Source organism: Arthrobacter sp. Dra40, assembly GCF_059091905.1.
In genome coordinates, this window is record NZ_JBNHHB010000006.1 from 123,831 (window position 1) to 148,137 (window position 24,307).

The 24,307-nt window shown below is 62.7% G+C and carries 27 protein-coding genes and 4 pseudogenes; 15 read left to right on the forward strand and 16 right to left on the reverse strand.

Going from position 1 to position 24,307, the window contains the following annotated elements; genetic code table 11:
- Positions 1–1,710 carry a long-chain-fatty-acid--CoA ligase gene (locus AC5RWT_RS05180; protein WP_494079429.1) on the reverse strand — a complete coding sequence of 570 codons (1,710 nt, stop codon included), beginning with the start codon at positions 1,708–1,710 and terminating at the stop codon, positions 1–3.
- Between the two features lie 66 nt (positions 1,711–1,776).
- On the reverse strand, positions 1,777–3,069 hold the full coding sequence (locus AC5RWT_RS05185) for a CaiB/BaiF CoA transferase family protein (protein ID WP_494079430.1): 1,293 nt from the start codon (positions 3,067–3,069) through the stop codon (positions 1,777–1,779).
- A 327-nt stretch (positions 3,070–3,396) separates the two neighbouring features.
- On the opposite strand from AC5RWT_RS05185, the gene AC5RWT_RS05190 reads away from it, so the two are divergent.
- The gene (locus tag AC5RWT_RS05190; protein WP_494079431.1) at positions 3,397–4,224 is read left to right on the forward strand and encodes an enoyl-CoA hydratase/isomerase family protein; all 828 of its coding nucleotides are present in this window, start codon (positions 3,397–3,399) and stop codon (positions 4,222–4,224) included.
- Positions 4,225–4,389: 165 nt separating this feature from the next.
- Complete coding sequence (locus AC5RWT_RS05195; protein WP_494079432.1) at positions 4,390–4,935, forward strand: TetR/AcrR family transcriptional regulator; 546 nt, start codon at positions 4,390–4,392, stop codon at positions 4,933–4,935.
- A gap of 58 nt (positions 4,936–4,993) precedes the next feature.
- Here AC5RWT_RS05195 and AC5RWT_RS05200 read toward each other — a convergent pair whose 3' ends face one another.
- The 3 genes from AC5RWT_RS05200 to AC5RWT_RS05210 all read right to left on the reverse strand — a co-directional run bounded on the left by AC5RWT_RS05200 (position 4,994) and on the right by AC5RWT_RS05210 (position 7,825).
- Positions 4,994–5,524, reverse strand: a complete 531-nt coding sequence (locus AC5RWT_RS05200; protein WP_494079433.1) for an SDR family NAD(P)-dependent oxidoreductase — start codon at positions 5,522–5,524, stop codon at positions 4,994–4,996.
- Positions 5,525–5,732: 208 nt separating this feature from the next.
- Complete coding sequence (locus tag AC5RWT_RS05205; RefSeq protein ID WP_494079434.1) at positions 5,733–6,458, reverse strand: nitroreductase; 726 nt, start codon at positions 6,456–6,458, stop codon at positions 5,733–5,735.
- Between the two features lie 326 nt (positions 6,459–6,784).
- A complete protein-coding gene (locus AC5RWT_RS05210) occupies positions 6,785–7,825 on the reverse strand; it encodes an NAD(P)-dependent alcohol dehydrogenase (protein WP_494079435.1) in 1,041 nt (346 codons plus the stop codon).
- A gap of 342 nt (positions 7,826–8,167) precedes the next feature.
- Between AC5RWT_RS05210 and AC5RWT_RS05215 the strand changes: the two genes are divergently transcribed.
- The 7 genes from AC5RWT_RS05215 to AC5RWT_RS05245 all read left to right on the forward strand — a co-directional run bounded on the left by AC5RWT_RS05215 (position 8,168) and on the right by AC5RWT_RS05245 (position 13,902).
- Complete coding sequence (locus AC5RWT_RS05215) at positions 8,168–8,821, forward strand: TetR/AcrR family transcriptional regulator (protein WP_494079436.1); 654 nt, start codon at positions 8,168–8,170, stop codon at positions 8,819–8,821.
- 92 nt (positions 8,822–8,913) lie between these two features.
- On the forward strand, positions 8,914–9,678 hold the full coding sequence (locus AC5RWT_RS05220; protein WP_494079458.1) for an SDR family NAD(P)-dependent oxidoreductase: 765 nt from the start codon (positions 8,914–8,916) through the stop codon (positions 9,676–9,678).
- 628 nt (positions 9,679–10,306) lie between these two features.
- Positions 10,307–10,909, forward strand: a complete 603-nt coding sequence (locus tag AC5RWT_RS05225) for a biotin transporter BioY (protein ID WP_494079437.1) — start codon at positions 10,307–10,309, stop codon at positions 10,907–10,909.
- 289 nt (positions 10,910–11,198) lie between these two features.
- A complete protein-coding gene (locus AC5RWT_RS05230) occupies positions 11,199–12,086 on the forward strand; it encodes an alpha/beta fold hydrolase (RefSeq protein ID WP_494079438.1) in 888 nt (295 codons plus the stop codon).
- Positions 12,087–12,388: 302 nt separating this feature from the next.
- Positions 12,389–12,961, forward strand: coding sequence for a recombinase family protein (locus tag AC5RWT_RS05235; protein ID WP_494079439.1), 573 nt, complete (start codon positions 12,389–12,391; stop codon positions 12,959–12,961).
- A gap of 220 nt (positions 12,962–13,181) precedes the next feature.
- Complete coding sequence (locus AC5RWT_RS05240; RefSeq protein WP_494079440.1) at positions 13,182–13,601, forward strand: hypothetical protein; 420 nt, start codon at positions 13,182–13,184, stop codon at positions 13,599–13,601.
- Positions 13,594–13,902 carry a transcriptional regulator gene (locus AC5RWT_RS05245; protein ID WP_494079441.1) on the forward strand — a complete coding sequence of 103 codons (309 nt, stop codon included), beginning with the start codon at positions 13,594–13,596 and terminating at the stop codon, positions 13,900–13,902. Before AC5RWT_RS05240 ends, AC5RWT_RS05245 begins: the two co-directional genes overlap by 8 nt.
- Positions 13,903–14,099: 197 nt before the next feature.
- Here the strand turns inward: AC5RWT_RS05245 and AC5RWT_RS05250 are convergent, their stop codons facing one another.
- Complete coding sequence (locus tag AC5RWT_RS05250; protein ID WP_494079442.1) at positions 14,100–14,465, reverse strand: SdpI family protein; 366 nt, start codon at positions 14,463–14,465, stop codon at positions 14,100–14,102.
- Positions 14,466–15,160: 695 nt separating this feature from the next.
- Here AC5RWT_RS05250 and AC5RWT_RS05255 point away from each other — a divergent pair.
- Positions 15,161–15,685, forward strand: coding sequence for a WxL domain-containing protein (locus AC5RWT_RS05255; RefSeq protein ID WP_494079443.1), 525 nt, complete (start codon positions 15,161–15,163; stop codon positions 15,683–15,685).
- 97 nt (positions 15,686–15,782) lie between these two features.
- Entirely contained in the window at positions 15,783–16,835 is a 1,053-nt protein-coding gene (locus AC5RWT_RS05260) for a hypothetical protein (RefSeq protein WP_494079444.1), read from the forward strand.
- 508 nt (positions 16,836–17,343) lie between these two features.
- Here the strand turns inward: AC5RWT_RS05260 and AC5RWT_RS05265 are convergent.
- From AC5RWT_RS05265 to AC5RWT_RS05290, 6 genes and pseudogenes are all read right to left on the reverse strand, one after another.
- Positions 17,344–17,945 (reverse strand): annotated as a pseudogene (locus AC5RWT_RS05265) (PDDEXK nuclease domain-containing protein).
- 45 nt (positions 17,946–17,990) lie between these two features.
- Positions 17,991–18,185, reverse strand: a complete 195-nt coding sequence (locus AC5RWT_RS05270) for a DUF1016 N-terminal domain-containing protein (protein WP_494079459.1) — start codon at positions 18,183–18,185, stop codon at positions 17,991–17,993.
- Positions 18,140–18,367: a hypothetical protein gene (locus AC5RWT_RS05275; protein WP_494079445.1), complete on the reverse strand. Its 228-nt coding sequence runs from the start codon at positions 18,365–18,367 to the stop codon at positions 18,140–18,142. The genes AC5RWT_RS05270 and AC5RWT_RS05275 overlap by 46 nt, the downstream gene beginning before the upstream one ends.
- Positions 18,367–18,561 (reverse strand): hypothetical protein, encoded by a 195-nt coding sequence (locus tag AC5RWT_RS05280; RefSeq protein WP_494079446.1) that lies wholly within the window; start codon positions 18,559–18,561, stop codon positions 18,367–18,369. Before AC5RWT_RS05280 ends, AC5RWT_RS05275 begins: the two co-directional genes overlap by 1 nt.
- Before the next feature lie 11 nt (positions 18,562–18,572).
- The gene (locus AC5RWT_RS05285; RefSeq protein ID WP_494079447.1) at positions 18,573–19,034 is read right to left on the reverse strand and encodes an ATP-dependent DNA ligase; all 462 of its coding nucleotides are present in this window, start codon (positions 19,032–19,034) and stop codon (positions 18,573–18,575) included.
- 86 nt (positions 19,035–19,120) lie between these two features.
- Positions 19,121–19,591 (reverse strand): annotated as a pseudogene (locus tag AC5RWT_RS05290) (ATP-dependent DNA ligase); the annotation flags it as partial.
- Between AC5RWT_RS05290 and AC5RWT_RS05295 the strand changes: the two are divergent.
- A complete protein-coding gene (locus AC5RWT_RS05295; protein WP_494079448.1) occupies positions 19,499–19,864 on the forward strand; it encodes a hypothetical protein in 366 nt (121 codons plus the stop codon). The pseudogene AC5RWT_RS05290 and the gene AC5RWT_RS05295 overlap by 93 nt on opposite strands.
- On the forward strand, positions 19,821–20,144 hold the full coding sequence (locus AC5RWT_RS05300; RefSeq protein ID WP_494079449.1) for a hypothetical protein: 324 nt from the start codon (positions 19,821–19,823) through the stop codon (positions 20,142–20,144). Before AC5RWT_RS05295 ends, AC5RWT_RS05300 begins: the two co-directional genes overlap by 44 nt.
- 192 nt (positions 20,145–20,336) lie before the next feature.
- Here the strand turns inward: AC5RWT_RS05300 and AC5RWT_RS05305 are convergent, their stop codons facing one another.
- Positions 20,337–20,489: a hypothetical protein gene (locus tag AC5RWT_RS05305; protein WP_494079450.1), complete on the reverse strand. Its 153-nt coding sequence runs from the start codon at positions 20,487–20,489 to the stop codon at positions 20,337–20,339.
- A 251-nt stretch (positions 20,490–20,740) separates the two neighbouring features.
- Here AC5RWT_RS05305 and AC5RWT_RS05310 point away from each other — a divergent pair, with 251 nt between their 5' ends.
- Positions 20,741–21,211, forward strand: coding sequence for a helix-turn-helix domain-containing protein (locus AC5RWT_RS05310; protein WP_494079451.1), 471 nt, complete (start codon positions 20,741–20,743; stop codon positions 21,209–21,211).
- 38 nt (positions 21,212–21,249) lie between these two features.
- Positions 21,250–22,125: an IS3 family transposase gene (locus AC5RWT_RS05315; RefSeq protein ID WP_494079452.1), complete on the forward strand. Its 876-nt coding sequence runs from the start codon at positions 21,250–21,252 to the stop codon at positions 22,123–22,125.
- A 113-nt stretch (positions 22,126–22,238) separates the two neighbouring features.
- Here the strand turns inward: AC5RWT_RS05315 and AC5RWT_RS05320 are convergent.
- The 3 genes and pseudogenes from AC5RWT_RS05320 to AC5RWT_RS05330 form a co-directional block, all read right to left on the reverse strand.
- Positions 22,239–22,316 (reverse strand): annotated as a pseudogene (locus AC5RWT_RS05320) (hypothetical protein); the annotation flags it as partial.
- A gap of 154 nt (positions 22,317–22,470) precedes the next feature.
- Positions 22,471–23,136: pseudogene (locus AC5RWT_RS05325) on the reverse strand (DUF4192 domain-containing protein); the annotation flags it as partial.
- 349 nt (positions 23,137–23,485) lie between these two features.
- Positions 23,486–23,914: a hypothetical protein gene (locus AC5RWT_RS05330; RefSeq protein WP_494043984.1), complete on the reverse strand. Its 429-nt coding sequence runs from the start codon at positions 23,912–23,914 to the stop codon at positions 23,486–23,488.
- Positions 23,915–24,307 lie beyond the last annotated feature (393 nt).

The following is a 24,307-nucleotide window of genomic DNA, read 5'->3' on the forward strand; positions in this document are numbered from 1 at the left end:
TCATTTCTCTCCCTCGATGATGGCGGCCTCTTCTGAGACACGGGCTCGAAGTTCCTTCTTATTGAGCTTTCCAGTGCTGGTTCGCGGAATCTCCTCAATCAGCTCGAATTGCTCCGGCACCCACCACTTCGGCACTTTATCGGCGAGGAACTCGCGCAAGGTTTCGGTATCGAGATCATCCGACGCGACGATGAAGGCGTGAGGTCTCTCCATCCAGCGCGGATCCGAGCGCGCCACGACGGCAACCTCATGGATAGCCGGGTGGTCCTGGAGGGCTTGCTCAAGATCGACCGAAGAGATCCATTCGCCGCCGGACTTGATCACATCCTTCGACCTGTCCAACAGCGTGATCCAACCCTCACGATCCACGGTTGTGATATCGCCTGTGCGCAGCCAACCGTCGTGGAACTTGTCCGCCGCCTGCTCGTCGCTCAACCCGTAGTAGTGAGACGAGACCATCGGTCCGCGAACCTCGAGTTCACCCCGCGACTCCCCGTCGTGGGGAAGCGCCGCCCCGTCCTCGTCAACGATCCGAACCTCGTAGAACGGGCTTACCCGCCCACCCTTGACCCGTTTCGCCAGAAGCTCCTCCTGGCTTGCTCGTGGATCGACGTAAGTGACTGCCGCACCGGGGAAGGTCTCAGTCATCCCCCACCCGGAAACGACATCGACGTCGAAGTCGTCCCGCATGCGCACGATGAGGTCGCGCGGCACCTGGCTGCCGCCGAGAAGTAGCTTGCGCACAGAGGCCAGTACCTGAGTGTTGTTGCTGCCGTTCTCTGGATGCGAGTCCAGATACCGGATCAGGTCCATCCAGATGGTCGGGACACCGGCCGACCACGTCACCTGGTGCGCCGAAATCATTTGGGCGAGACTGGCCGGTTGCAGGTACCGGCTGGGCATAATGAGATCGGCCCCCGTGAGGATCGCAATGAACGGCAGACCCCACCCCACCGCGTGGAACATCGACACCGTGGCAAGGACGACATCGTGTCCGCGGATACCGAATACGTCGCCCCCGGCCATCGTGAGCGCATGGAGCACGATTGATCGGTGTGAGTACAGCACGCCCTTCGGATCCCCTGTCGTTCCGGACGTGTAGCAGAGCGCAGCGCCGCAGCGCTCGTCAAGCGCCGGGAACGCGTACCCTTCAGCGTCTTCCGCGATGATGTCCGCGTACCGGATTACCGGCAGGTCAGCTGTGGGGATGTCGCCGTCGCCGATGACCACGATGAATTCAACCGACGGCATCAGCGGCAGCAATGGGAAGATCTGTGCGCTGAGCGAGTCATCGACAATGAGTACCCGGTCCCGTGCGTGGCGCACCGTCCACACTATCTGGTCGTCGTGCAGGCGCAGGTTGATCGTGTGCAGCACGACGCCCATGCCCATCACGCCGAGGTAGGTCTCCATGTGCTCGGCGCTGTTCCACGCGAACGAGGCGATGTGGTCTCCGCGGCGGATCCCGCGGCGATCGAGCGCCGCCGCCAGACGCTCACACCGCTCCGCCGTTTCGGCGAAGGTCTGAGAGTCGGACCCACCGTCGGCATCGCGGACCGAGACGATCCGACTGTCAGGATGCACGTTCCGCATGCGCCACAGGAAGTGGGTCGTCGTCAGAGGAAAGTCCATCATTAGACCCGGTGACGCCGTCATCGTCATCTCGCTGCCCTCAATCGTTTCTTCGTGCCCCACGATTGCCGTCTCCATTCTTTACTCACCATGATCTCGTCATCGGCACCGCATGTGCGATCCCGGACTTCGGCCCCCGCACCCTCACCTTGGAAAAGCTACTTCGGCTTGGCGCGCCACACGCTGTGCGATCAATTCTTCGATCTCCGCCTCATCGAACCCAAGGTCCTGCAGCGTTGCCCTGGTCTCGCTCCCGGGTGCGACGCAGGCCGGCACGGCGAGGTTGGCATGCCGCGAGAATCGCGGCGCAGGAGCCGGGTGCGTCATTCCATGCACCTGCGAATAGACCGCGCGCGCTGCGAGATGCGGCTCGGAATGCACGTCGGCGGACCGGATCACGGGCGTGACACAAGCGTCCACTCCCTCAAACGCCTCTATCCAACTCGCCAGCGTGCGACTCGCGAATGTTTGCGCGACGACGTTCCGAGTCTGCGGCCAGTGGGATCGATCGTGCTGCGCGAGCCCTCGGAGAGCTTCGCCCAGTCCGAGTGTTTCGATCAGCCTGTCGTAAAATTTCGGCTCGATGGCGCCGACGGCGAGCCACTCGCTGTCCCGCGTGCGGTACACCCCGTAGAACGGCGCGCCTCCATCGAAGATATTGCCCCCGGCGCTGTCGTCGTCCCACATTCCGTGATGACGCATGGCGTGCAGCATACCCGTAAAGAGTGCCGTCCCATCCACGATCGCTGCATCGACCACCTGCCCCTGCCCCGTACGCTGAGCCTCGTACACGGCGGCCAGCACACCGAATGCGAGGAGGAGTCCGCCGGCGCCGAAGTCGCCCAGAACGTTTAACGGAGCGACTGGGGTGCCGTCTGGCGCAACGGTCGCGGCTAGCATGCCGCTCACGGCCAGATAATTGATGTCGTGACCTGCGGTCGCAGCCCTCGGCCCGTCCTGGCCCCATCCCGTCATCCTTCCAATGACGAGTCGGGGGTTGCGCGCACTCAACGCCTCGGGCGCGAACCCGAGCCGCTCAAGCACCCCGGGGCGAAACCCCTCGAGCAGCACATCAGCCCCATCGATGAGGCGCTGCGCCGCCGCAGCACCGCTCGAAGTTGTGAGGTCGAGCGCGACCGAACGTCTTCCCCGCGTGAGGACAGCATGTGCCTCCACATTGATGTCACGCACGTCCACGTCGGTGACGCGCTCCACGCGGGTAACGCTTGCTCCAAGATCAGACAGCAGCATGCCCCCGAACGGGCTCGGCCCGATGCCGCCGAGTTCGACTACTTGTAGCCCCGCGAGCGGGCCGCGAGCCGTCACACCCCGCACCGTCCTTCGCTTCCCGGCGTGTTCGAACCTGCGGTCGTCGCCACCCGCGCTGTTGCGGCCGGTCGCGTCGGGCGAAGCTGGACCTTTTATCACCAATGCCATCGCCCCTGCCCTCGAGTAAAACTTACTGAACGCTAGCTAATATATAGGCACCCGACTCATGGGCGCAAGGATTCTTACGTACACAATCGAAGATCAGGGCGAGGGAAACCGGAAAGCAGATCGCAGGCCGTTGATACGACAGCGGGAGATCTCACTGGGATGTAGCGACCCTGGGTCCGCGATTCCGCTGTCGCGAGGGGCCGGCGGCACGATGCTCGACATTTTGTTCCGGCCTCGCTGATCGGCGGGTTGCAATGCCGAGCGTACCAAACCAAACTTAGGGCAATTCGAATATAGTGAGCGCTATCTAAACAGGAAGGTGAAGCCATGACCACCACCCCGACCACACGGACAGCCGACCCCGTCGTACTCAGCGAGAGAATCGATCAAATCGCCGTGATCCGCATTAATCGGCCAAATGCACACAACGCGGTCAATTCCGCAGTGTCTTCGGCTCTCGGAACAGCTTTCGCCGCAGCGAATGCGGACGACAGCATTCGTGTCGTGGTGCTTACCGGGGCAGGCAGCTCCTTTTGTGCGGGCGCGGACCTGAAGGAACTCGCGCGCGGATTGCGCGCTAGCAGCGTCCACTCCCCCGATCATCCTGAATGGCACTTTGGCGGAATGGTTCGCCAGTGGTGCAACAAGCCAACCATTGCAGCCATCAACGGACACGCGATGGGCGGCGGTCTCGAAATCGCTCTCGCCTGCGACCTCATCGTCGCGTCGAATCAGGCGCGATTCGCCTTCCCGGAGACGAGCTGGGGCCTGTACGCCGCGGCAGGCGGTGCCGTACGTCTGCATGAATTCGTGGGGTTGCGCCGGTCGCTGGAAATGCTCCTCACGGCCGAGCCGATCGACGCGAGCACAGCGCTGTCGTGGGGACTAATCAACCGTGCTGTCGAGGCCGAGAACGTCCTCGACGAGGCACTAAGCCTCGCGCGACGCATCGCGGCAAACGGACCGAACTCCGTGCGATTGACGAAGAAGACCGCGTATCGCGCTGCGACGGACGGCTCCGTCTGGAACGAAGATTGGACGGGCGAGAGCGTATGGGACGCGAATGAGGAGACGACAGCGGCCGTCTTTCCCAGCGACGAAGGCATTGAGGGCATGGCGGCGTTCGCTGAGAAGCGCCCCCCTCAGTGGCGGTAAGACTTGCTCAACGCACCCCTGATATCGTAAGCCTAGCGCCGAACCAGGCGCTGGAAATTCAGATGGAGAGGCTAGATGGGCGAGACTGGCACAAGCACAGACCCTGCGGACGCGCCTCGGGCAGTCGATTGGCGTTCGTATCCCAGCCCTATTCTCCCCCCCATTTTGAACGCGGCCCTGGTGGAGTTTCAGCAACACGGCTACCACGGCACGACAGTGAGGTCTATCGCCACCGGCGTCGGCCTCACCATGCCCGCGCTTTACTACCACTACGGAAACAAGGAAGGTATCCTCTTCGCCCTGCTCGAAATCGCCTTGGATGACTTTCAGGCACAAAGCGAGATGTGCCTCGAGGAGGCCGGAGACGATCCGCGGGTGGGGTTCGAGAACTACATCACGGTTCTCGCGCTGCATAACTCGAATCGACGGGACCTAGCATCACTGCACGCCGAGTCGCGGTTTCTTGGCCCGGAATTGCGCGCACGATATCTCTCTAGGCGCGCTAACGTCGAGAATACGCTTGAGAAGCTTCTCGCCGCGGGGGTCTCCGATGGAATCTTTGATACCAGCGACACGCGGTTTACGGCACGCCAGCTTCTCGGAATGACGAATGGAATCCTCGACTGGTACTCTCCACGCGGCCCCCTTTCAGCAATGGAAATCGCCGAGCGCTACCGGCAGGCTGCTGTGCGCCTGGTAGCGACCGTATAGCGATCCGCCGCCAAGAATCCCCTCGGCGCCCTGGAGATTAGCAGGCTGCTAAAGCGGATTAGCAGTACGATTCCTGCGCTGTCGCCACCGTCGACGATGAACTCGGTTCCCGTCGAGGAGCTAACTTCATCGCTGGCAAGAAACAGGACAAGGGTGCGCCACTTCGAGCGGCTCGCCCAAGCGTGCGATCGCAACCGCACCCTAGTCGATTTCGTTGCCTTCGGTCATTGGGGTTTCGAGTGTTACCGGAGTGGACTGAGTTCATTCGAATTCGTGTCTGTCGTTCGAGATCTAATGCTGCCTCCTTGGTGGGCCCCGTATCCCGACCTTCGTGCCGTGTACCCAGGAACGAAGCGACTCCATTGAGACCGGCAGTCACCGACACATTAATGATCAGCCCTCTGTCGGATTCCTTGAGTGCAGGGAGTGCTGTCTTGATCCCAAGGAAAGTTCCTGTGAAGTTGATCGCGATCGCTGAGTTCCACTGGTCAAGCGAATACTTATCGATCGGAACGAAGTTCATGGTGCCGGCGTTGTTGACCAGGATGTCGAGACCACCGAATTTTGAGACGGCCGTCGCAACTGCCACGTCCCAGCCCGTGGTGATTCGTGATATCTAGATGCACGAAACGAGCGGGCTTTCCCAGTCGCGCGGCCGTAGCTTTCCTGTCTTTTCGCCGCACACGACCCCTACCCCGGGGTTATGCCGCTGGCGGCCGGAGGTATTCGTAAGAGGTCGAAGCCTAGGTGTGACTAACAAGTTCACGCCAATGTTGATGGGCTGGCTTCAGCCCGTGCTAATCGCGAAAGGTCACCATCCTACTCAACGGCTCCCTTTCAGTCCGGAACCCGTTCGCGGGATGCGCGATATCGGGTCGCCCGAAAGCGATCGCGAACAAGATCATCCGATCCTGGGAAATCGCCAACTCCTCGCGAAGAAGAGGTGCCTCCGCGGCGATCGAAGCCTGCGCGATCGTTCCCACCCCGCGGGCCTGCGCCGAGAGCATGAAGCTCTGGGCAAAGAGCCCACAATCGATGGCCGCGTAGACGCCGAGATGCACCGGCGCCGACATGATGACCACGTGGGGCGCGCCGAAGAACTCAAAATTCTGCCTCGCTTGCTCACGAGACGCCTCGCGGTCTCCGCGCGCCACACCGACGGACTCATACAACGCCCAGCCGGACTTCCTACGACGGTCTCGATAGACGCCTTCATATGATGCAGGAAAGGGGATGTCAGGACGCGGCTCCTCGATCGCCGCGTCTGCTGAAAGCCTCGCACGCAGCCGTTCGAGAGTGTCGCCCGACACCAGGTCGAGGTGCCATGGCTGTGTGTTGCACCACGATGGGGTGTGCGCGGCCGCGGTGAGGATCTCCGTGACAACATGGGGTTCGAGCTGTTCCGGGAGGAATGCCCGACAACTCCAGCGTTCAGCGAGCAGAGCATCGAGGGTCGAAGCGACGTCGATATCTGTCACTTGCAGCGTCTCCGAAGACGGCGATGTGCCGGCATTGGAGGTCATGGTCATCGTCCTCTTCCCGCCGAGCCCACTAGCTCGACTTCTTCTCCAGAGGGCCAGATCGGTAGGTGTCCCAGTGGAGCACCCTCCGCCACCGCTTTGCGCGGTGTCGGCTCGGGAGTTAACTCCGGCAGATGCGGCGCCAAGATGTCCCGGTCGGTACGGAACACCACGGCGACTTCCTCACCCTTGTCGTAATAATACGGAGGCGCACCGTAGGTGACCCCAATCGAACCGTTCATGTTTCCCCTTCAGGTTTGCTGTCGTCGGACACATCCGTGACCGGGCGCGGGAGATACGGCTTACCCCATTTCGAAAATCATCATGAATCAGGGAGTGAGCACGGCGCGGCCGCGAATCGCGCCTGACTTCAGTCGCCTATACACGTCCGGGCCCTCGTCAAGCGTATGTACTTCGATTTCCGTGCGAATTCGGCCACTCGCGGCAAGCGCAAGGACCTCCCACAGCTCCGGGAGCGTCCCCCAGAATGGTCGTAGCACAGAGACTCCCATCGGCAGCTCGCCGACGGCGACACGGAGGACCCCGGGCCCGGCACCCACCAACGAAATTACACCGGCGCGTGCGACGACGCTCCGCCCGAGGTCGACCGTCTCCTGCGCCCGCACCATGTCGAGAACGACGTCAACCCCCTCACCGTTTGTAAGCTCGCGGATGCACCGCTCGGCATCGGCGTCGGCGAGTAGGGTGTGGTGCGCGCCGACGTCCCTGGCCAGATCTAGCTTGTCCTTTCGCGCATCCACGGCGATCACGGTCACGCCGGGAGCCACCGCCAACAGCACCTGGATCGCTAGGTGGCCCAGCCCACCTACTCCCAATACGAGGGCGCGCGCCCCCGGCCGGAGCTGCGGACGGCATTCCATCACGGCGTGGTACGACGTCAGACCGGCATCAGTCAGCGCCACTGCTTCAACCGGGTCGAGGCCACCCAGCGGCACCAGGTAGCGTTCCGCGGGCACCAGTAGGTACTCCGCCATCGCTCCATTCGTCTTGATTCCGGGGGGCGTGGGTCCCCCAGCTTGTTGGCAGTAGTTCTCGGCTCCCGAGCTGCAGTTCCGGCAGCGGCCACAGCCCCATGGCCCGTACACCACGACAAGGTCCCCAATGGTCACATGCTCCACCCCCGGCCCCACGGCGGCGACTTCGCCCGCGGCTTCATGCCCAAGGGTCATCGGCAGGGAAGCGCTGGTAGCTGCCCATGACTGCGGCGTCTGATTCATCACCCACTCGTCAGAATGGCAGACCCCGGCTGCTATAACCCGCAGCAGGACCTGGCCTGGCCCGGGAGTCGGCATCTCAGCGCACATGACCTGAGGCTCCTCGCCGAGGCCCGCAAACCGGAGCGCGCGCATCAGTTATCTCTTCCCGTCACGTCCACACCCTTAGCAACGGTTACGAGCGAACGGGCTGCAGCCTCGTAGATGGCAACCCCTCGCTCATCGCCGACGAGGGTGTTCTGCATGTTGTTCATTACGTAGGCGACATTAATGCCGGACCAAGGCCCAATGGTGGCATGAGAACGATGCTCCGATGGCGACACGTCAGCTCCTTCGGTGAGGTCATGCCGTTGATTAAACAGTCATACCTGACTGTTCTACTAGGGTATGAGAATCTGGCATACAGCGCAACGACCCCTGCTCCGCAGGCCGATCGCCACAATGCTCACTCGACACTGGCCAGAAGGAGGCACTTCAATGGCAGACCCGGACCAGCCCCCGCCGCGCCACCGCGCCGTCCAGGAACGAAGCGTGCAGACCAAGACGCAGATCCTCAATGCGGCGATCACCGTCCTTACCACCGATGGGTATGCAGGGGCGACAACCACCCGCATCCAGGAGGCGGCAGGGGTGAGCCGCGGGAGGCTCCTCCACCACTTCCCCTCCCGGAACGAGCTGCTCGTCGCTGCGGTTCAACGGCTCGCCACCACGCGCATGGGCCTCCTGCAACAACGATCGACCTGGCCCGATAAGCCCGCCGACCGCCTTGACGCCGCAATCGAGGCGATGTGGGAGACCCACCAGCAGAGTTACTTCTGGGCCTCCACCGAACTGTGGATCGCCGCTCGCCACGATGAGCAGCTGCTCGCCGTCCTGCTCCCCCGCGAACGCGCACTCGGACAGGTAATCCAGGACACTGTCCGCTCATTCTTCGGCCCGCAGCTGTCCGCGCTTCCGAACTACCAGGCGCTGGCCAATCTGCTACTGACGAGCATGCGCGGGACAGCCCTGACCTACGCGTTGACGGGCGCACCACCGGTTACGGAACCCGCCGTCGAGGAGTGGAAGCATGTAGCGCGCGCCCTCCTCGGCATCACACCGAGCGGCACGCCCTCCTTTCCGACCCCTTGACCACCCCGGACTCTGGGGCTACCGTTTGAACGTATACAGTCAGTCGTGACTGTATTTACTTAGCAGCGTAGGGCAGCAGAGGGGCTCGGATGATGGACATTGCAGGATCTAGTGCGATCGTGACCGGGGGCGCATCTGGCCTCGGGTTGAACGCAACGCGCCAACTTCATCAAGCAGGAGCTCACGTCACGATTCTAGATATGTCGGAGGAAGCGGGTCATAGCGTCGTCGACGAGCTCGGCACGCGCGTCGACTTCGTTCAGGGCGACGTCACAGACGAGGGATCGGTGAGCCAAGCCGTGAAGCGCGCTGCCGAGCGCGGCCCCGTGCGCATCCTCGTGAACTGCGCGGGGGTCGGCACCCCGGGGTTGGTTTTGCGCAAGGGCGTCCCCGCCCCCTTGGACGACTTCACACGCGTCGTGCGCATCAATCTCATTGGCACCTTCAACGCGATCCGGCTCACCGTGCCGGCTATGCTTCAGGCCGATCCGATCGGCGAAGAGCGTGGCGTCATCATAAACACGGCATCTGTCGCGGCATTCGACGGCCAGATCGGCCAGGCGGCGTATGCGGCCTCAAAGGCAGGCGTGGCCGGCCTGACTCTTCCCCTCGCGCGCGAATTCGCGCGTTCCAAAATCCGTGTGGCGACCATCGCGCCCGGAATCTTCGAGACGCCGATGCTCATGAACGATCTGACGGAGGAGTATCGCGCAAGGCTCGGCGAGCAGGTACCCCATCCGTCCCGGCTGGGTCGCCCCGATGAGTACGCCGCCCTCGTCATGCACATTATCGAGAACGCCATGCTGAACGGTGAGACCATCCGTCTCGATGGCGCCATTCGCATGGCCCCGCGGTGACCCAACGGAATAGACATGATGGTGAATTTCACCGACGCGCCGCTGGCACCGAAGCTGCTCATCGATGGAGAGCTGGTCGATGGCGACCGCCCGCCGATGGAGATCCTCGCTCATACTGCCCACTAACTGCGGTGGGGCACCGGACGATCACTCGGATCGTCAATCTTAACGCCACGATGACGGCCCCACCGCCACCCCTTGCCATCTTGTTCACCGTGCAAACAGCAGTGAAAGTAGGCACCACTCAATGCCACCCAAAGTGGATGCGAAATAAGTGGAGGGCACAAACTTGGAAAGCAGTTCCTCATGGACAAGATCTCACAACTGACTGCCATGAAGCATAGACGAGTCGAGGACTGGACCGCGCTAACGGGCGTATCAATAGAGGTGCGTCTGGACGGTAGGACAGTTTGTTCAGGCCCTGTGGATGCGGTGACAAATGACGGGTCCATTATTTGGGTGCACCCCCCAGGGGCCGAAAGAAAACTCTTCGAAAAGAGGAGTTCATACGAAGCTTGGACCGATGAGCAATCGGCCCCCTTCATATACAGGACTTCGGGGAAATCAAGATATTAACTAGTAAGAACTGCCCGGCGACTATGCCTGCCGGCAATAAGAAGGAGCAAACATGAGTACAGCCGTCGTCGCACGCCAGGGTGTTCTGGCCGATGCCCTCGTCCCCAGCACCGCCCTGGCCAACACCGCGCTGGTTATCGGCGGCGCCGGCCTGACCGCTGTGATGGCGCAGCTGGCCGTGCCGCTGTGGCCTGTCCCGATCACCGGCCAGACCCTGGCCGTGCTGCTGGTCGGCAGCACCCTGGGCCCGGTGCGCGGGATGCTGGCGATGGCCCTGTACTGGGTGGCCGGTGTAGTCGGCCTGCCGGTGTTCTCCGAGGCCTCCTCCGGCCTGGCCGCTGCCGTCGGCCCGACCGGCGGCTACCTGGTGGGCTTCGTTGCGGCCGCAGGCCTCACCGGCTGGCTGGCCAAGCGCAACTGGGACAAAAAGTTCCTGGGCGCCACGGTCTCCTTCCTCGCCGGCACCGTGATCACCTTCGTCTTCGGCATGGCCTGGCTGTCCATCTCGCTGGGCGCCGATCTGCAGCAGACGCTCGAGTGGGGCCTGTACCCATTCATCATCGGCGGCATCGTGAAGTCCCTGATCGCGGCCGCCGCCATGCCCGCCGCGTGGAAGCTGGCCGCCCGGCTGCCCAGAGATTCCGCCCGCTCGTAGTTTGTAGCGGTCGGGCGGTCAGGTCTTCCATCCCTCGATTGTGCCCGTGGATGCCAACAGCTGCGTCGCGGCCTTGGGAACCGATCCTGCCAGAGGAGCGACGGGATCCGGGCCCCCGCCCTTTGCCTCCTCCACAGGATATGGAATCCGGCGCTGAGGAGGACGGGCACTTCGTCAAGCCCACCCCTACATGGCATACTGAGCCGGCGGGATGCCGTTCTGGTCAGGCAGACATGGTTTTACGTCCACCCGACTGCGGCAGGTAACTCGAAGGGACAATTTGAACCGAATGGAACGCCTTTTATCACCCGCGTCGTACCAACCTCTCGGGCGTGTGAACCGGGAAGCGGTTACTTTCCATTCCGACGGGCTTCGGCTTGTAGGGGATCGCTGGCTTGGGCAGGGGGTAACAAAGGGAAACGTCCTCCTGCTGCATGGAGGAGGTCAGACCCGTCATTCCTGGCGCCGTACAGGATCTCGTCTTGCAAGTGAGGGGTGGAGCGCATATGCGCTTGATGCACGTGGTCATGGTGACAGTGACTGGTCCCCGACGGGGGACTACTCCTTAACCGCTCTTGTCGCCGATCTTGTTGCCGTTCAGGACACGATCGGCGACAAACCTGTACTCGTCGGCGCATCTATGGGCGGAATGACCGCTCTGATTGCGGAGGGCGAGATTGGCGGTATCGCCCGCGGTCTCGTGCTTGTAGACATCGTGGCCCGGTTGGAGCCTGCAGGCGTCGAGCGTATACGGGCTTTCATGGGTCAGGCACCCAACGGCTTCGCTTCCCTTGATCAAGTGGCGGATGCGGTCGCTGCGTACAGTACTCATCCCGATCGCCCTTCGAACCTCGACGGCCTCCGCAGGAATGTCCGGTTAAGAGAGGACGGCCGCTGGTATTGGCACTGGGACCCGGCCCTCCTGCAGGGCGGCGACGAGCCAACGCGAGAGGTTGGCTACGAGCGCGCACGCTCAGCCGCGAGCCGGATCACCGTACCCACGATGGTCGTGCACGGTGGGGAATCAGACATCGTCAGTCCAGAGGGCATCAAGGAGATGGCTGACTTGATTCCCGACGCGGTAATCGTGGAAATAAGTTCTGCAGGTCATATGGTGGCCGGTGACGACAACGATATTTTCACGACAAAACTTGCTTCTTTCCTCAGCTCAATCTGATCAAACAAATCGCCGCTCCACCCCCGGCTGACGGCGAACAGATAACCTTTCTAGGGCGTCCTGGAATCAGGGGATCCTACAGTCCCTCCCCACGCATTGCTCGATGCCGCCTACTTTGCCACCCAGGCAGTTGCACGAAGCTATGGCTTGAGGAACTGTCTCACAAACGGGCCCTCACCGCGACACTTGAGGACCACTCCCCCGCGGCGCAAAATTCCATACAAGTACTAACTTCTTCGATTCGCGTATACCCCGCCCGCAAAAAAGCCCGGTGAAGGTAGCCTAAACGCTACAGTTGGAGCATGTCCGCGCACATCATCGGCTACGCCCGCGTCTCGACCAACGAGCAGGACCTCACCGCCCAAAGAAACGGGCTGGCCGCATTGGGTGTGCCCGAAGACAGGATCTATACCGACCACGGGCTTACCGGCACCAACCGAGACCGGCCCGGCCTCCGCGAAGCCCTCGCCGCCGTCCGATCCGGCGACACCCTGGTCATCACCAAACTCGACCGGCTCGCCCGCTCCCTGCCCGACGCCCGCGACATCGTCGAAGAACTCACGAAGAAGAAAGTGAAGCTGAGCATCGGTGGATCGGTGCACGACCCGACCGACCCGGTCGGCCGACTGCTCTTCAACGTCCTGGCCATGGTCGCCGAATTCGAATCCGACCTCATCCGCGCCCGCACCCGCGAAGGCATGCAGGTCGCCAAGGCCAAGGGACGGCTCCGCGGCAAGCAGCCCAAACTCTCCAAGAGCCAGGAAGCGCACCTTGTCTCCCTATATAAGGGAGGACAACACACGACCGCCGAGATCGCCGAGCTCTTCAAGGTCGCCCGCAGTACCGTGTACCGCGTTGTGAAGCGAACGCCGTAGATTCTGGGGTACGTCTCGCGGGCCGTTCCCCAGGGTCCCCACATGCCACAGGTAGCCGCGGCGCCATGGAAGGCAGGGGCGAGAGTGCCAGCCCTTGCCTGATCATGGGTGGGAATGAACGATCCAATCGAATCACTTGCCGCATCGGAAAGAAACTAATAGTCTTTCCGTCATGGAAAGTCATTTTGGGGGGCCGTCACGTGACGAGGCCAGAAGCGCATTGAACGAGCTGTCGGCAGACCGAGACCGGCTGGCGGCGAGCATCCGGGTTCCCCGGGCGCTCCTCGCAGGTTTCGGAGGGGTGGCCGCGTGGTGGGTCGGCGCGGCTGCAGCGACGTCGCCCGGCGAGATTTACGAACCACCGACGATGGGTTGGCTGGCCCTGGCCATAGTTTTTGTGGTCGTCCATCTGATCCAGCGAGAAACCGGCATCCGGTTCCGGGCCATGGGATCCCGCGCAGGATTGGCCATGGCCGGGATCGTCGTCACCTGCCTCGCGCTCTACAGTGTTTCTCTCGGCCTGGTTTCTCTCGGTCTGCCCTGGGCCGTCGCTCTCACCAGCGTCGTGGCGTTCGCCCTAACGACGTGGCTGGCCGGAGTGGCCTACCGTTCTGCAGTTGAGAAGCTCCGCCGTGGATGAGGCGCGCTTCGACGAGGTCATCCACGCGCCGCTGCGTCTACGCATCGGCGGACTTCTCCGCCCCGTCGAGCGGCTCGATTTTGCGGTTCTCCGGACGGCACTAAATGTTTCGGACGCCACACTCTCCAAGCATGTGAAGACGTTGGTCGCCTCCGGCTACGTCGTCTCCGACAAGGCGGCATCCCCGGACCGTGGCGATGCCCGTCGGGTAATGTGGCTGTCACTCTCCCCGGCCGGCAGGCGCGCATTCGACGCGCACGTGCGAGCCCTTCAGGAGATTGCTGGAGCAGCCATAATCTGATCCAACCTGTCCCGCTAAAGGCCCGGTTCGTTCCAATCGAGAATCACCTGCGTGAGACGAATTGATAAGACAGGACGAGTCTATGGAATTCGGATCAAAGCCAGCCTGTGAATCGCAGCGCTAAATGGCCGCTTTCTCGCAGCGCTATTTGTCACCCCTGACCGCCCGTTGAGGGATCGATTACCGGGTGTAGCGGGTCAGTCTTCGGAGGGAAGGCTACGTGCCGCACGACTCCCCACGGCCGCGCCGTAGAGTACGAACACAAGAAGTGCGGCGGCTCCGAGAAGGATCGAGGCGATCGCGAAGGGCAAGGGGGCGGGAAGCACAGAGGGCATCGCGCTGGCGATCGCACACCAACCGGCAATCTGCGTCGGTCGCTTCGCCGCTTGGTGTGCAGTGAGCCACGCCCGATCGTTCACCATCGTGGCTGGAGTGCGGATGCCCGCGTTTGGATTTCGCGCAAGGCGGCCACTAGCTGCGCCGTGCGCCATCCGGAGAAGCAGGATACCTGAGCCCACCATGACAACGAACATGATGGTTCTGCCCAGGATCTCCTCGCTCATGCGATCAACCTACCGCACCGCACTCCTGCTCGACGCTCAGCGCCATTGGATCTCGCGCCCGCATGCCGGCCCTCCGCCGCGACACCTATAAACCACTCCCCAGCCAGGGAAAATCCTGTGTCTTGCAACTATAAATGTCCTTAGTTTTGCAACGCATTGACCAACCGCCGACCCGTCCTGACAAACGGTCCTTATTTGAGACGTCAGAACGAGGTCGCTGCCTTCAATCAAAGGTTCCAACTGCACCCGGTGGACGTCTCCGTCATAGTGAAAGCTGCAGAAGACACTTTGCCTTGGGGTCTTCCAGACCCTGCACGGTGCCACCGTGGCACCGCAGCGTAAGACTCTAGGTGGCAACACCCACAGTCTTGCGCTCGTTAGAGGAGCGCTTTAGTGTCGGCCGCGATCTTGGGCTCATGATTGGAGGTCTTGTGGACGCTCGGTGGGGCCAGGAGAGGCGGGTAGGACGCATCAATCTCTGCCAGGCCTCGCCAGTGGTCGGGTTGCAGGCGGGTCTCGGATTCCTGATTGCCGAATTAACACAGGTTTTGGGCAGCATGGAAAGTACTTCGAAAGGCTTCCCACAGGATCGCTGCAGGAACGATTATTTACGCCAATCCGGGCGATAGCTTCGAAGAGCCGGTACCGGCCAAAGCGCCCCGGCACATCCCATCATTTCTAAAGAAAGTACTCTTGTGCGTTTAGCAACCCGCCTCTCGTTCGTCGTCGCCGGATCCGCAGCACTGATCGGTTCAATGGCCTTGCCGGCCTCGGCAACGGACACCACCACCGCAACCGCTGAAGTTCCGTCCGGAACCATCTCCGTCAGTGCCGCTCCTGATTCCTCCATCTTCGGTGCCATCAAGCCGGGGGCCACGGCTACCGTCAACCTGGCCGGCATCCAGGTCACTGACGAACGCGCCGGCACCACCGGTTGGGTAGCCTCTGTAGCCTCCACCAATTTCATTGGCGGCACTCCGGAAAACATCATCTCCGCCGCGAATGTAAGCTACTCCGCTGCCAATGCAACAGTGAACGGAACCGCTACCGTTACCGCATCCGCTACACAGTCAGATCTGTCCCAGGCCAGGAACGTCCAGACCACCACCGCCGTGAACGGCAACAACACTGCAGTCTGGGACGCCGCCCTCGCCCTCACTGTCCCCGCGGACGCACTTGCGGACACCTACACCGCCGTCGTCACTCACTCGGTCCTGTAAATAAGAGACTCTTCAACACGCAAGTGATTGGGAGGGTGCGGCGCCGGACAAGCGCCGCACCCTCCCAACGAAAAGAACTCCTCAGTACTCTTGGCACATGACTGCTGCCAGCTCCAACGAAATGGCTCGGATGAAACGTTTCCCCCTCGTAATCGCGTTCGTGCTCTGGCTTGCCTCAGCACTGGCATTTCCCGCTTCCGCCTCGGCAGATGCCACGACCGGCGGCAACCCCGAACCAGCCGGAATCGGCTTGCGATTGGTCGATATTCCCACCAGCGCCTTGGATGACCCACGCGCCCGCTCCTACATCGTTGATCACCTCGAACCCGGCAGCACCATCGAACGTCGGATCGAAGTACAAAACCACTCGGACACCGACCAATCGGTCCGTATCTACCCAGGTGCAGCCCGAATCGAGAAAGGGAGCTTCACAGGCGAAGAAGATCCATCGCACAACGAGTTGACGGGCTGGATATCCCTGGAAAGCAACCAGGTGGAACTCTCTGCCGGCGAGTCAAAAATGGTTATGGTAACCATCGATGTTCCCACCGATGCCCCGCAAGCCGAACTGTATGGCGCAGTATGGGCTGAAGTGAGGGGAGAGAAGGCCGAAGACACAAACGTCATACAGGCCAGCCGGGTCGGAATCCGTATCTACCTTTCAGTCGGCGCAGGCAACGGCAAACCTGCCGACTTCGACATCGGAACCTTGACCGCTACCAGGGACGCCTCCGGAAGGCCCCAAGTAAAGGCTGAGGTCACCAATACCGGTGGGCGTGCAGTGGACATCATCGGTGAATTGAAACTCGAAGGAGGGCCAGGCGGTCTGTCCGCGGGACCTTTGGCTCTGGAACGGGCAACAACTATCACTCCGGGAAACACGGGAGAGGTCATATTCCCCTTGGCGAAGGAACTGCCGAACGGTCCGTGGGAGGCTCATCTTCACCTCCAAAGCGGATCTGTTGAAGAAAACGCATCAGCGGAACTGGTATTTCCTGAGGCGGGAGAACATTTTACGGCGCAACCCGAATCGGGCCTCTCTTGGCTGCCGGTCACCACGGCTGCAGTAATAGTCCTTCTGATCCTTGTCGCCCTTTACATTTGGCGCGCACGTCGTCGCAGGGCAGCCGCATCATCTGCATCGCTCTGATCAGATCCGTGGAACGATTGAACCAATTTTATCCGGGTGTACCGTTGAAGTTCCTCGGTCAGGACCGGGATGTGCAGCAGTCCCCGCCATGCTGAGGGGCGAGGCAGCACTCAGGCAGGCATGGGATCGGGATGGGGTCACCCTCCACTCCCCGCGGTCATTTGTGCCGCTGAGGACTCCAGAGCAGAGCCTGCCCCGGGCCGCGGTCGTCCTGGCTGATGAAGCCCAATCCCTTTCGGCGTTGAACCACTTTACGGTGCCTGTTGCCACGCTGATCTTTTTTCCTTCTGGCACGGGCCGGGATGACTCGTTAACCGGGCGCCTTCTGAAAGACTGGGTTCGGTGCCCGCTCCAAGCAGCGCCCCGGCGTTCCCCCGGCTGCCGGTGCGGCGCCGAAGGCACCCAGCGAGAGGGAACAGCCCCGCATTCCCCCGAACCGCGGGGCTGTTCCCTCGTCCCCTCCGCCGCGTTCCATGGCGTCCAGGACTTGTCCCAGCGGGGACGGTTTTTAGGTGTCGGGCAATTGGTCCAGGGCGGCGGTGAGCTTGTCTTCCCCCGGGCACCAAGGCCTTGTCTTCGGCGGACAGCTGCCCGTATCTGTAGGCGGACACCGCCATCGGCGAGGTGGTGCGGCCGAGGGCGTAGCGGACGGTGTGGTCGTTCTTGCTGCCGCAAATGAGGATTCCGACCGTTTCGTGGTGGAAATCGCGCTTGAGCAGTCATCGACCACGGCGGCGTAGAAGTTCCGTTTCCCGGCGTACTCGGGTTGGAACCGGCCGGTTTTGAGCTCGAAGATGTAGTAGCGCAGCTGTTCGACGTGGAAGAAGAGCAGGTCGATGTAGAAGTCGTCCCCCCGACCTCCAGATGTACCTGCCGGCCGACGAAGGAGAAGCCGGGGCCGAGTTCGCGCAGGGTCTCCACGATCCGGTCGGTCAGCCGTTGCTCCAGATCCCGTTCAGCGACTTCACCGGACAGGCCGAGGAATTCGAGGTTGTACGGGTCTTTCGCCGCCTGTTGTGCCAGCTCCGAACCGGGCCCGGGGAGCAGTTCGGCGAAATTCGACGGCGCGGAGCCGGGGCGTTCCGTGGTTTGGCTCATGATCATGTTCATCAGCACGTTCCGGGACCATCCGTGCTCGACCGCTGCGGAGGCATGCTAGTCCAAGGATTCACGAACGCTGAGCTTATCGACCAGGACCATGAGATGGCCCGAGGGCAATTGTGCAACAGGCTGCTGCGCAATTGCATCAGGCCAGGCTTTGGCAATGGTGGCCATGTACTGCAGGTTCCTGCGCGAAAACCCTTTCATGTCCGGGAAGTCTGCCCGGAGGTCTTCGGCCAGCCGGGCGATGACGCCGCTGCCCCAGCCTTCGGCATCCTGGTGTCCCGCCCGATGGACCGGTACAGCCCGATCAACTGGGCATTTACCGTCCGCACCGCCTGTGCCCGGCTCCCGCGCACCCGTTCCTTCAGAACCTTCAAAAGATCCTGGTAGTCATCGGGCAGCGCAATCTCATGGCTGGCCAGGGCCATTACTCGATCTCCGGGCCCACCCGCATCCCGTGCGGGCTCATGGATTCCGGATCCAGTTCCGGCCGGGCCCGGAGGAAGCGGACGGCGTGCCGGAAGGATGCACCGGACATCGCGGTGTCGGCTGAGACTTCCACGACGAGCGGTTCCACCAGGGTCAGCTCGGTTTCGCCGGCGTCGGCGTTGAACCGGTCCATGACCGTCGATTTCACCCGGTGTGGCCAGGGATGATCCGGGCCGGCTGCCTGCAGCTGGGATCCCAGCAGTTTCGCACCGCCGTTTTCAGCGGCGCGGAGCGTCCGACGATGCGCAGTTTCCCGTCGATCGGCAGCCCGGCGACGACGGCCTCGGGCCGGGTAAGCAAACCGATGACCGCGGCGCAGATCACGTCAACCGTGTCGCGGTGCTTGATTTTCTGCCACTGGCGCTGCCCTCCCTCGTAGGGTTGGCCGGCGCCCTTGATAACGAGCCCTTCGATGCCGGTGGCGGGCAGTTCCTCGAACCAGGCTGCGGCGGTGTCCGGGTCGGTGGTGCCTGGGGATAAGTCGAGGGTTTCATCCCAGCCTTTGGCGAGTTCTTCGAGCAGTTCCCGCCGGACCCGGAACGGTTCATTGCGGATGTCATGCCCGGCGACAGCGAGCAGGTCGAAGGCCACGAAGTGGGCCGGCACCCGGCGCACCAGCCCAGGCAGCGATTCACCGAGGTGCTCAGCCGCTGTTGGAGCGCGGAGAAATCCAGCCGCTCCCCCGACCAGACCACCGCTTCCCCATCGAGCAGGCAGCCGGGCGGCACCTGCTCCCCCGCCGCCGCGACCAGGTCCGGGAAGTACTTAGAGAGGTTCTTGCCTTGCCGGGACCAGAAGGATGCCTCGTCCCCGTCGCGGCCGATGACCGCGCGGTAGCCGTCCCACTTGGGTTCGTACCAGGCTCCGCCGGGCAGCGCGCCGGGGCCCGGCATCCTTTCCACCGCTCGGGCCAAGGCCACCTTGACCGGCAGGCTCAACCCCGCCGGCAGCCTGGCATCCATGAACCCACGATACAAGGCGCACCGTGAACTCACCATGCGCGGCAAAGGCGCGGGCATCTGCCGTTCTGACGCTTCGCTTAATTCGAATATGCGTTCTATTTTTAAGGGATGGATCGGGACGCGCTGGCGAAGCTGGCGGCCCGTTACACCAGGCGGGCCGAGCCGGTGTCGCTGACGCCGGAGGAACTGGATTTCGAGCATTGCAAGGTCACCCGGGTGGTGCCGGGTGTGCCGGTGTGGGCGTGGATCCGGTTCCCGGGTTCGGCCGAGCTGGTCGCCGGCGAGGCGTTCGGCTGGACGTCCCGGGCGGTGCAGGTCACTTGGACGGACGCAGGGGTCCGGCGGGTGACCTGGGTGTGGGCGTCCGCGGTGCGGCGGCGGAACGATCAGGTACGGAATACGGCTTTGGGAGAGAGGACGGGACAGGCCAATGACAGCGGTACAGGAACAAACAGGCCAGAGAACGCTCAATGAGCCGGTCGAACTCCGTTTCACGCCCCAGGGCGTGCCGCTGGCGGTGCGCTGGCGGGGCCGGCTCTGGCCGGTAGCGGCCGAGCCGCTGCACTGGTTCAGCCGGTGGAACTGGTGGGAATCCAACCTGCCTGCCGGGAAGGGGCAGGGCAACATCGTCGACGTCGAATTCTGGCGCCTGCAGGTGCGCGCCACCTCGACGTCGCCATTGCGGACCTTGGAGGTGCGCAAACACCCGGGCTGGGAAGGCTGGCACCTGGTCCACGTGTCCGACGAAACCTAAGACGCAAAGGCCCGGCTGGAGGCGGATCCCCTTCATGGCGGCTCGCCACGGTGCCGCGGCCGCCGTGTTCTTGCGGCAACATTTCTCCGGGCCCGTGGGCATGAGGAAGGGCCCGCACTTGAGTGCCGGCCCATCCCCGGGTTTCCCTCTGCAAAGGAAAATCGTGGGGTGCAGCGTCAGCGCTGCACCGGGTCAGGGCCCGTCGAGCCGGTGGTCTTCCACGGGGAAATCCACCGGTCCGGTCGCCGGGCCTGCGGTCAGCAGGAGCAGTTCCAGGATGTCTTCAAGGGGGCTTGCATCCGGGGCAACAGTATCGTCTTCGCTGATGCGGAAGTGATCGGCCACGCGGGCTCCTTGACTGTGTGGGACGGCAGTGTCCTTTCACAGTAGCGGCAGTTCCTGCGGGCCGGCTGGAGGTGGCTGCGCCCGCGGCAGCGTCAATGCGGCCGGCGGAGCGAAGCGGGGGAGGCCGCCGCCGCACCCGGGAAGACCCCGAGGGGAAGGCCGGACCCCTTTTGATGAACTGCTCCCCGAAAGTTGGACTGAGAAATCAGTCCTTACTTCCGGGGAGCAGTTTTATGCAGGAAAGTAGTTCGTTGTCTGAGGAACAGCGTGAGGCCGCGGTAGCGTTGTTCGAGAGTGGTTGGGGTGCGAAGTCAGCGGCGACGAGGCTAGGGGTCCGCTCAAAAGCTGTCGTCCGCATCTACAACCTGTGGAGAGTTCGCGGAGGTACGGCGCTAGTGACCAAACGAACCAAGCGGAAGTTCTCGTTCGAGTTCAAACTCGATGCGGTGCACCGGTTCCAAGCCGGGGAGAACCAGGTCGCCTTGGCGAAAGAGCTTGAGCTGTCGTCGCCGGACCTGATCAAGAAGTGGGCGCGGCTATACCGCAACGAGGGCGAAGACGGCTTGTGCCCGAAACCACCGGGCCGACCAATCTCACCCTCAAAGCCGCCGGCACAGCCGGAGTCGGAGCTTCAGCGGTTGCGCCGCGAAAATGAGCGGTTGCGGGCAGAGGTGGCCTTCCTGGGAAAAGTACACGCCTTGAGGGACGAGGAACAGCGCTAAAGGTCCGCGCTGTCATCGCTCTCAAGGCCGAACACCGGTTGGAAGTTCTTCTGGACGTCGCCGGGCTGCCCCGGTCGACGTTTTTCTACCACCAAGCTCGACTCCTAGCCCCTGACCCGCAAGCTGACCTCAAGGCCGCGGTCACGGGTATCTTTGAGAAGAGCCACGCCAGGTACGGGCACCGCCGCGTCTACATCGAACTGGTCAAGCAAGGCTGGACGATCGCGAAAAAGACCGTGCTGAAGCTGATGCGTTCACTGCGGCTGGTCTGCAAGGCCCGGCGGAAAAAGCGCTACAACTCGTACCAGGGCGAGCAGGGCGTTGTTGCGCCGAACCTGCTGAATCGGGAGTTTGATACCGACGCCCCGAATGAGAAGTGGGTGACTGACGTGACCGAATTCAGCGTCGGCGATAGGAAACTGTACCTCTCACCGATCATGGACCTCTTCGACCGCCAAATCATCTCCTACGCCATTGGAACCTCGCCCAACCTGGAACTGACCAACTCATCACTGCGCGGCGCACTGGCCACCCTGGAGAACGGACAGCAACCGCTCGTGCACTCCGACCAGGGATTCCAATACCAGCACACCTCCTGGCGCACACTCTTAGAGAACGCCGGCGCGGTCCAATCAATGTCCCGCAAAGCCAATTGCTACGACAACGCCGTCATCGAGAACTTCTTCGGACACCTCAAGGAGGAACTCTTCAATCACGTCCGATTCCTCAACAAATGCACTGGAATCAGCACTGCACGACTACATCCGCTGGTACAACATCGAAAGGATCTCAACAAAGCTCAAGGGCTTGAGCCCGGTGCAATACCGTGCTCAAGCCCTTGCGGCTTAGGCTCTAATAAGTTGGTCCAACTTTCGGGGACCAGTTCATTGATCGGGGTCCGGCCTCCGGGTTAGCGGTTCAGTTGGCGGTCATAGGCCTTTCGCGGGTCCCGGGCGCAGTCGGCCAGCAGGCCGCGGTTGACCAGCTCGGCCAGCAGTTCAGCGAGCCGGTAGCCGGCCATGTCCTGAAGTGCGAGCGTGAAGTACCGGTCGGCGAAGCTGGATTTTCCTTTGAGCCATTCCAGCCAGCCGATCAGGCACAGCATGGGGGCGCGCTGTCCTTCGGGGGGTCGCTTTCATGAGTTCGAACGCGACTTCCTGGGCGGTGTCCACACGGGCCCAGTCGGGGCGGGTGTCGAAGACACCGAGCATGACGGAGGTGAACTGGCCGGCATCGTCGGTGATGATGTCCGCCATCAGGTAGTCCCGGGTGGCGGGGTGCTGCAGCGCTCCGGCCAGCTGGTGCGCGGTCTCGGTGGTGAGGCGCTTGGGGTTCTCCAGCACCTTGGCCCACGCGGCGCGGCTGGTTTCCAGGTCGTCGGGCCAGCCGTCGGGTTTGTGCGCTGCGATGGCCGCCCGTGCCGCCTCGTCTCCGGTGAACGGTGCGGGGGCGGGGAAACCGGTGACAACGCTGCCCCGGTAGATCAGGGCGGCGTTGCCGTTGCTGGTGGTGATGGCATCCAGCGGCTGGTCCGGGCAGCAGCCGGTGTCCGTGCACAGGTAGTTCCGCCACGACTCCGAGGTCACCAGCCATGCATCCTGCAAGGGCATCCCCGCCGTTGCCAGTTCGGTGCGCAGCGCCTGCACGTGCCCGGAGTAGGGGCGGGCCTCTTCGGTGCTGTTCTCGTCGGTGTAGATGACCAGCAGGCTGCCGGTAGCGGCTTCGTCGGCGGTCAGGTAGCTGACGATGGTCTGGGCGTAGACGACCGGGTCCAGGCCGAACGGGGCGTCGACGCGCAGGGTGGCGCCCAGCTGTTTGCCCTGCATGGTCAGCGCGACGAAAGACTCCCTGGGGGTCTGTCCCAGCGTGTGCGGGATGAAGGCCAGGATGTCGGCGGGGCCGGTGAATTTGATGTGCTCGTTCATGGTGTTGCTCCCTTTTGCAGAGGACGTGGCGGGCGGGGCGACCAATGGTGACCGGCCAGCTTCCCCTCTCCCCCGTTGTTTTTGGCTGCTGGCGGAGCATCGCGCAGCTGTGCCCGACGCAGGCCCGTCCACCCGTCAGGGCAAAAGGCAGGAAATTTACTTGGAGGAAATAAGCGAGGAACGAGCGCCGGAGGGAAAATTCCTGTCCTGCAGGCCCCGACGAAGGAGGGGCTGGACGGGCCGGAGCGGGCACGTACGATCCGAAGGAGTCTCAATGATGTTGTCAACCGCTCCAAACGCTTCGCAGCTGCCCGGCCGTCACCAGCCGGGCAGCCACTGCTGGGGTTGGTTAGCGTGTCCAGCCGGGGTAGGGTTTCCGGTCGGCAGCGGGAAGTTCGGCTGTCGTGGTGGGCAGATTGGCCGGGCCGTCGGACTGGCCCATCTGCCAGTGGAAGAACACTTCAACCGTGATCGCTTCAAAGCACGCGGCCTGGGAACGGAACCAGGATGCGGCGGTGTCGCCTTCGACGTAGGTTCCGTAGCCGAACAGTTCACCGGTTTCGTCCCGGGTGCGGGCCACGGTCAGGATGATCAGCGGCCATGCTCCGGCATCCCAGCCCTCGGATCCCCAGTTCGGCAGGGCGACCCAGCCGGTGCCCTCGAGGGTTTCCATCCAGTCGTATCCGTCCCCGGTCCTGTCATCGACAGGAAGGTCCGGGACCGTGATGGTTTCGCCGGTGTCCGTGGTGTTAGTGCGGCTCAGCGTTGCAATGCTCATGGTTTGCTCCTTTGGTTCACAGGTGGGGCGGGAATTCTTCGGTGACCAGCAAATCCGGTTCCCTCTCCCCCGTTGTTTTGCCTGCTGGCAAAGCTTGCGGAGCTGTGGTCGACGGAGGCGGGGCAACCCGTTAGGGCAAGCGGTCAGGAGTTCGGTGAGGAAATAAGCGACGCAGGAGCGCCGAGCCGAACCCCTGTCCGCGCCGCCGGCCGCAGGCCGGTTGAGCCGCCGGAGCGGGCACGTACGATCCACAGGACAGCAGCAAAAAGACAGAAAATGCTTTCCACAGTCCGAGCGGCAGCGAGGCCCGCCTTGATGCACGCGCGGCGTGCTGTGCGTGATCGGCCCTTCTCCAACCTTGTAGATGGATTCATCCGGCTGAGGGTGGGCGTT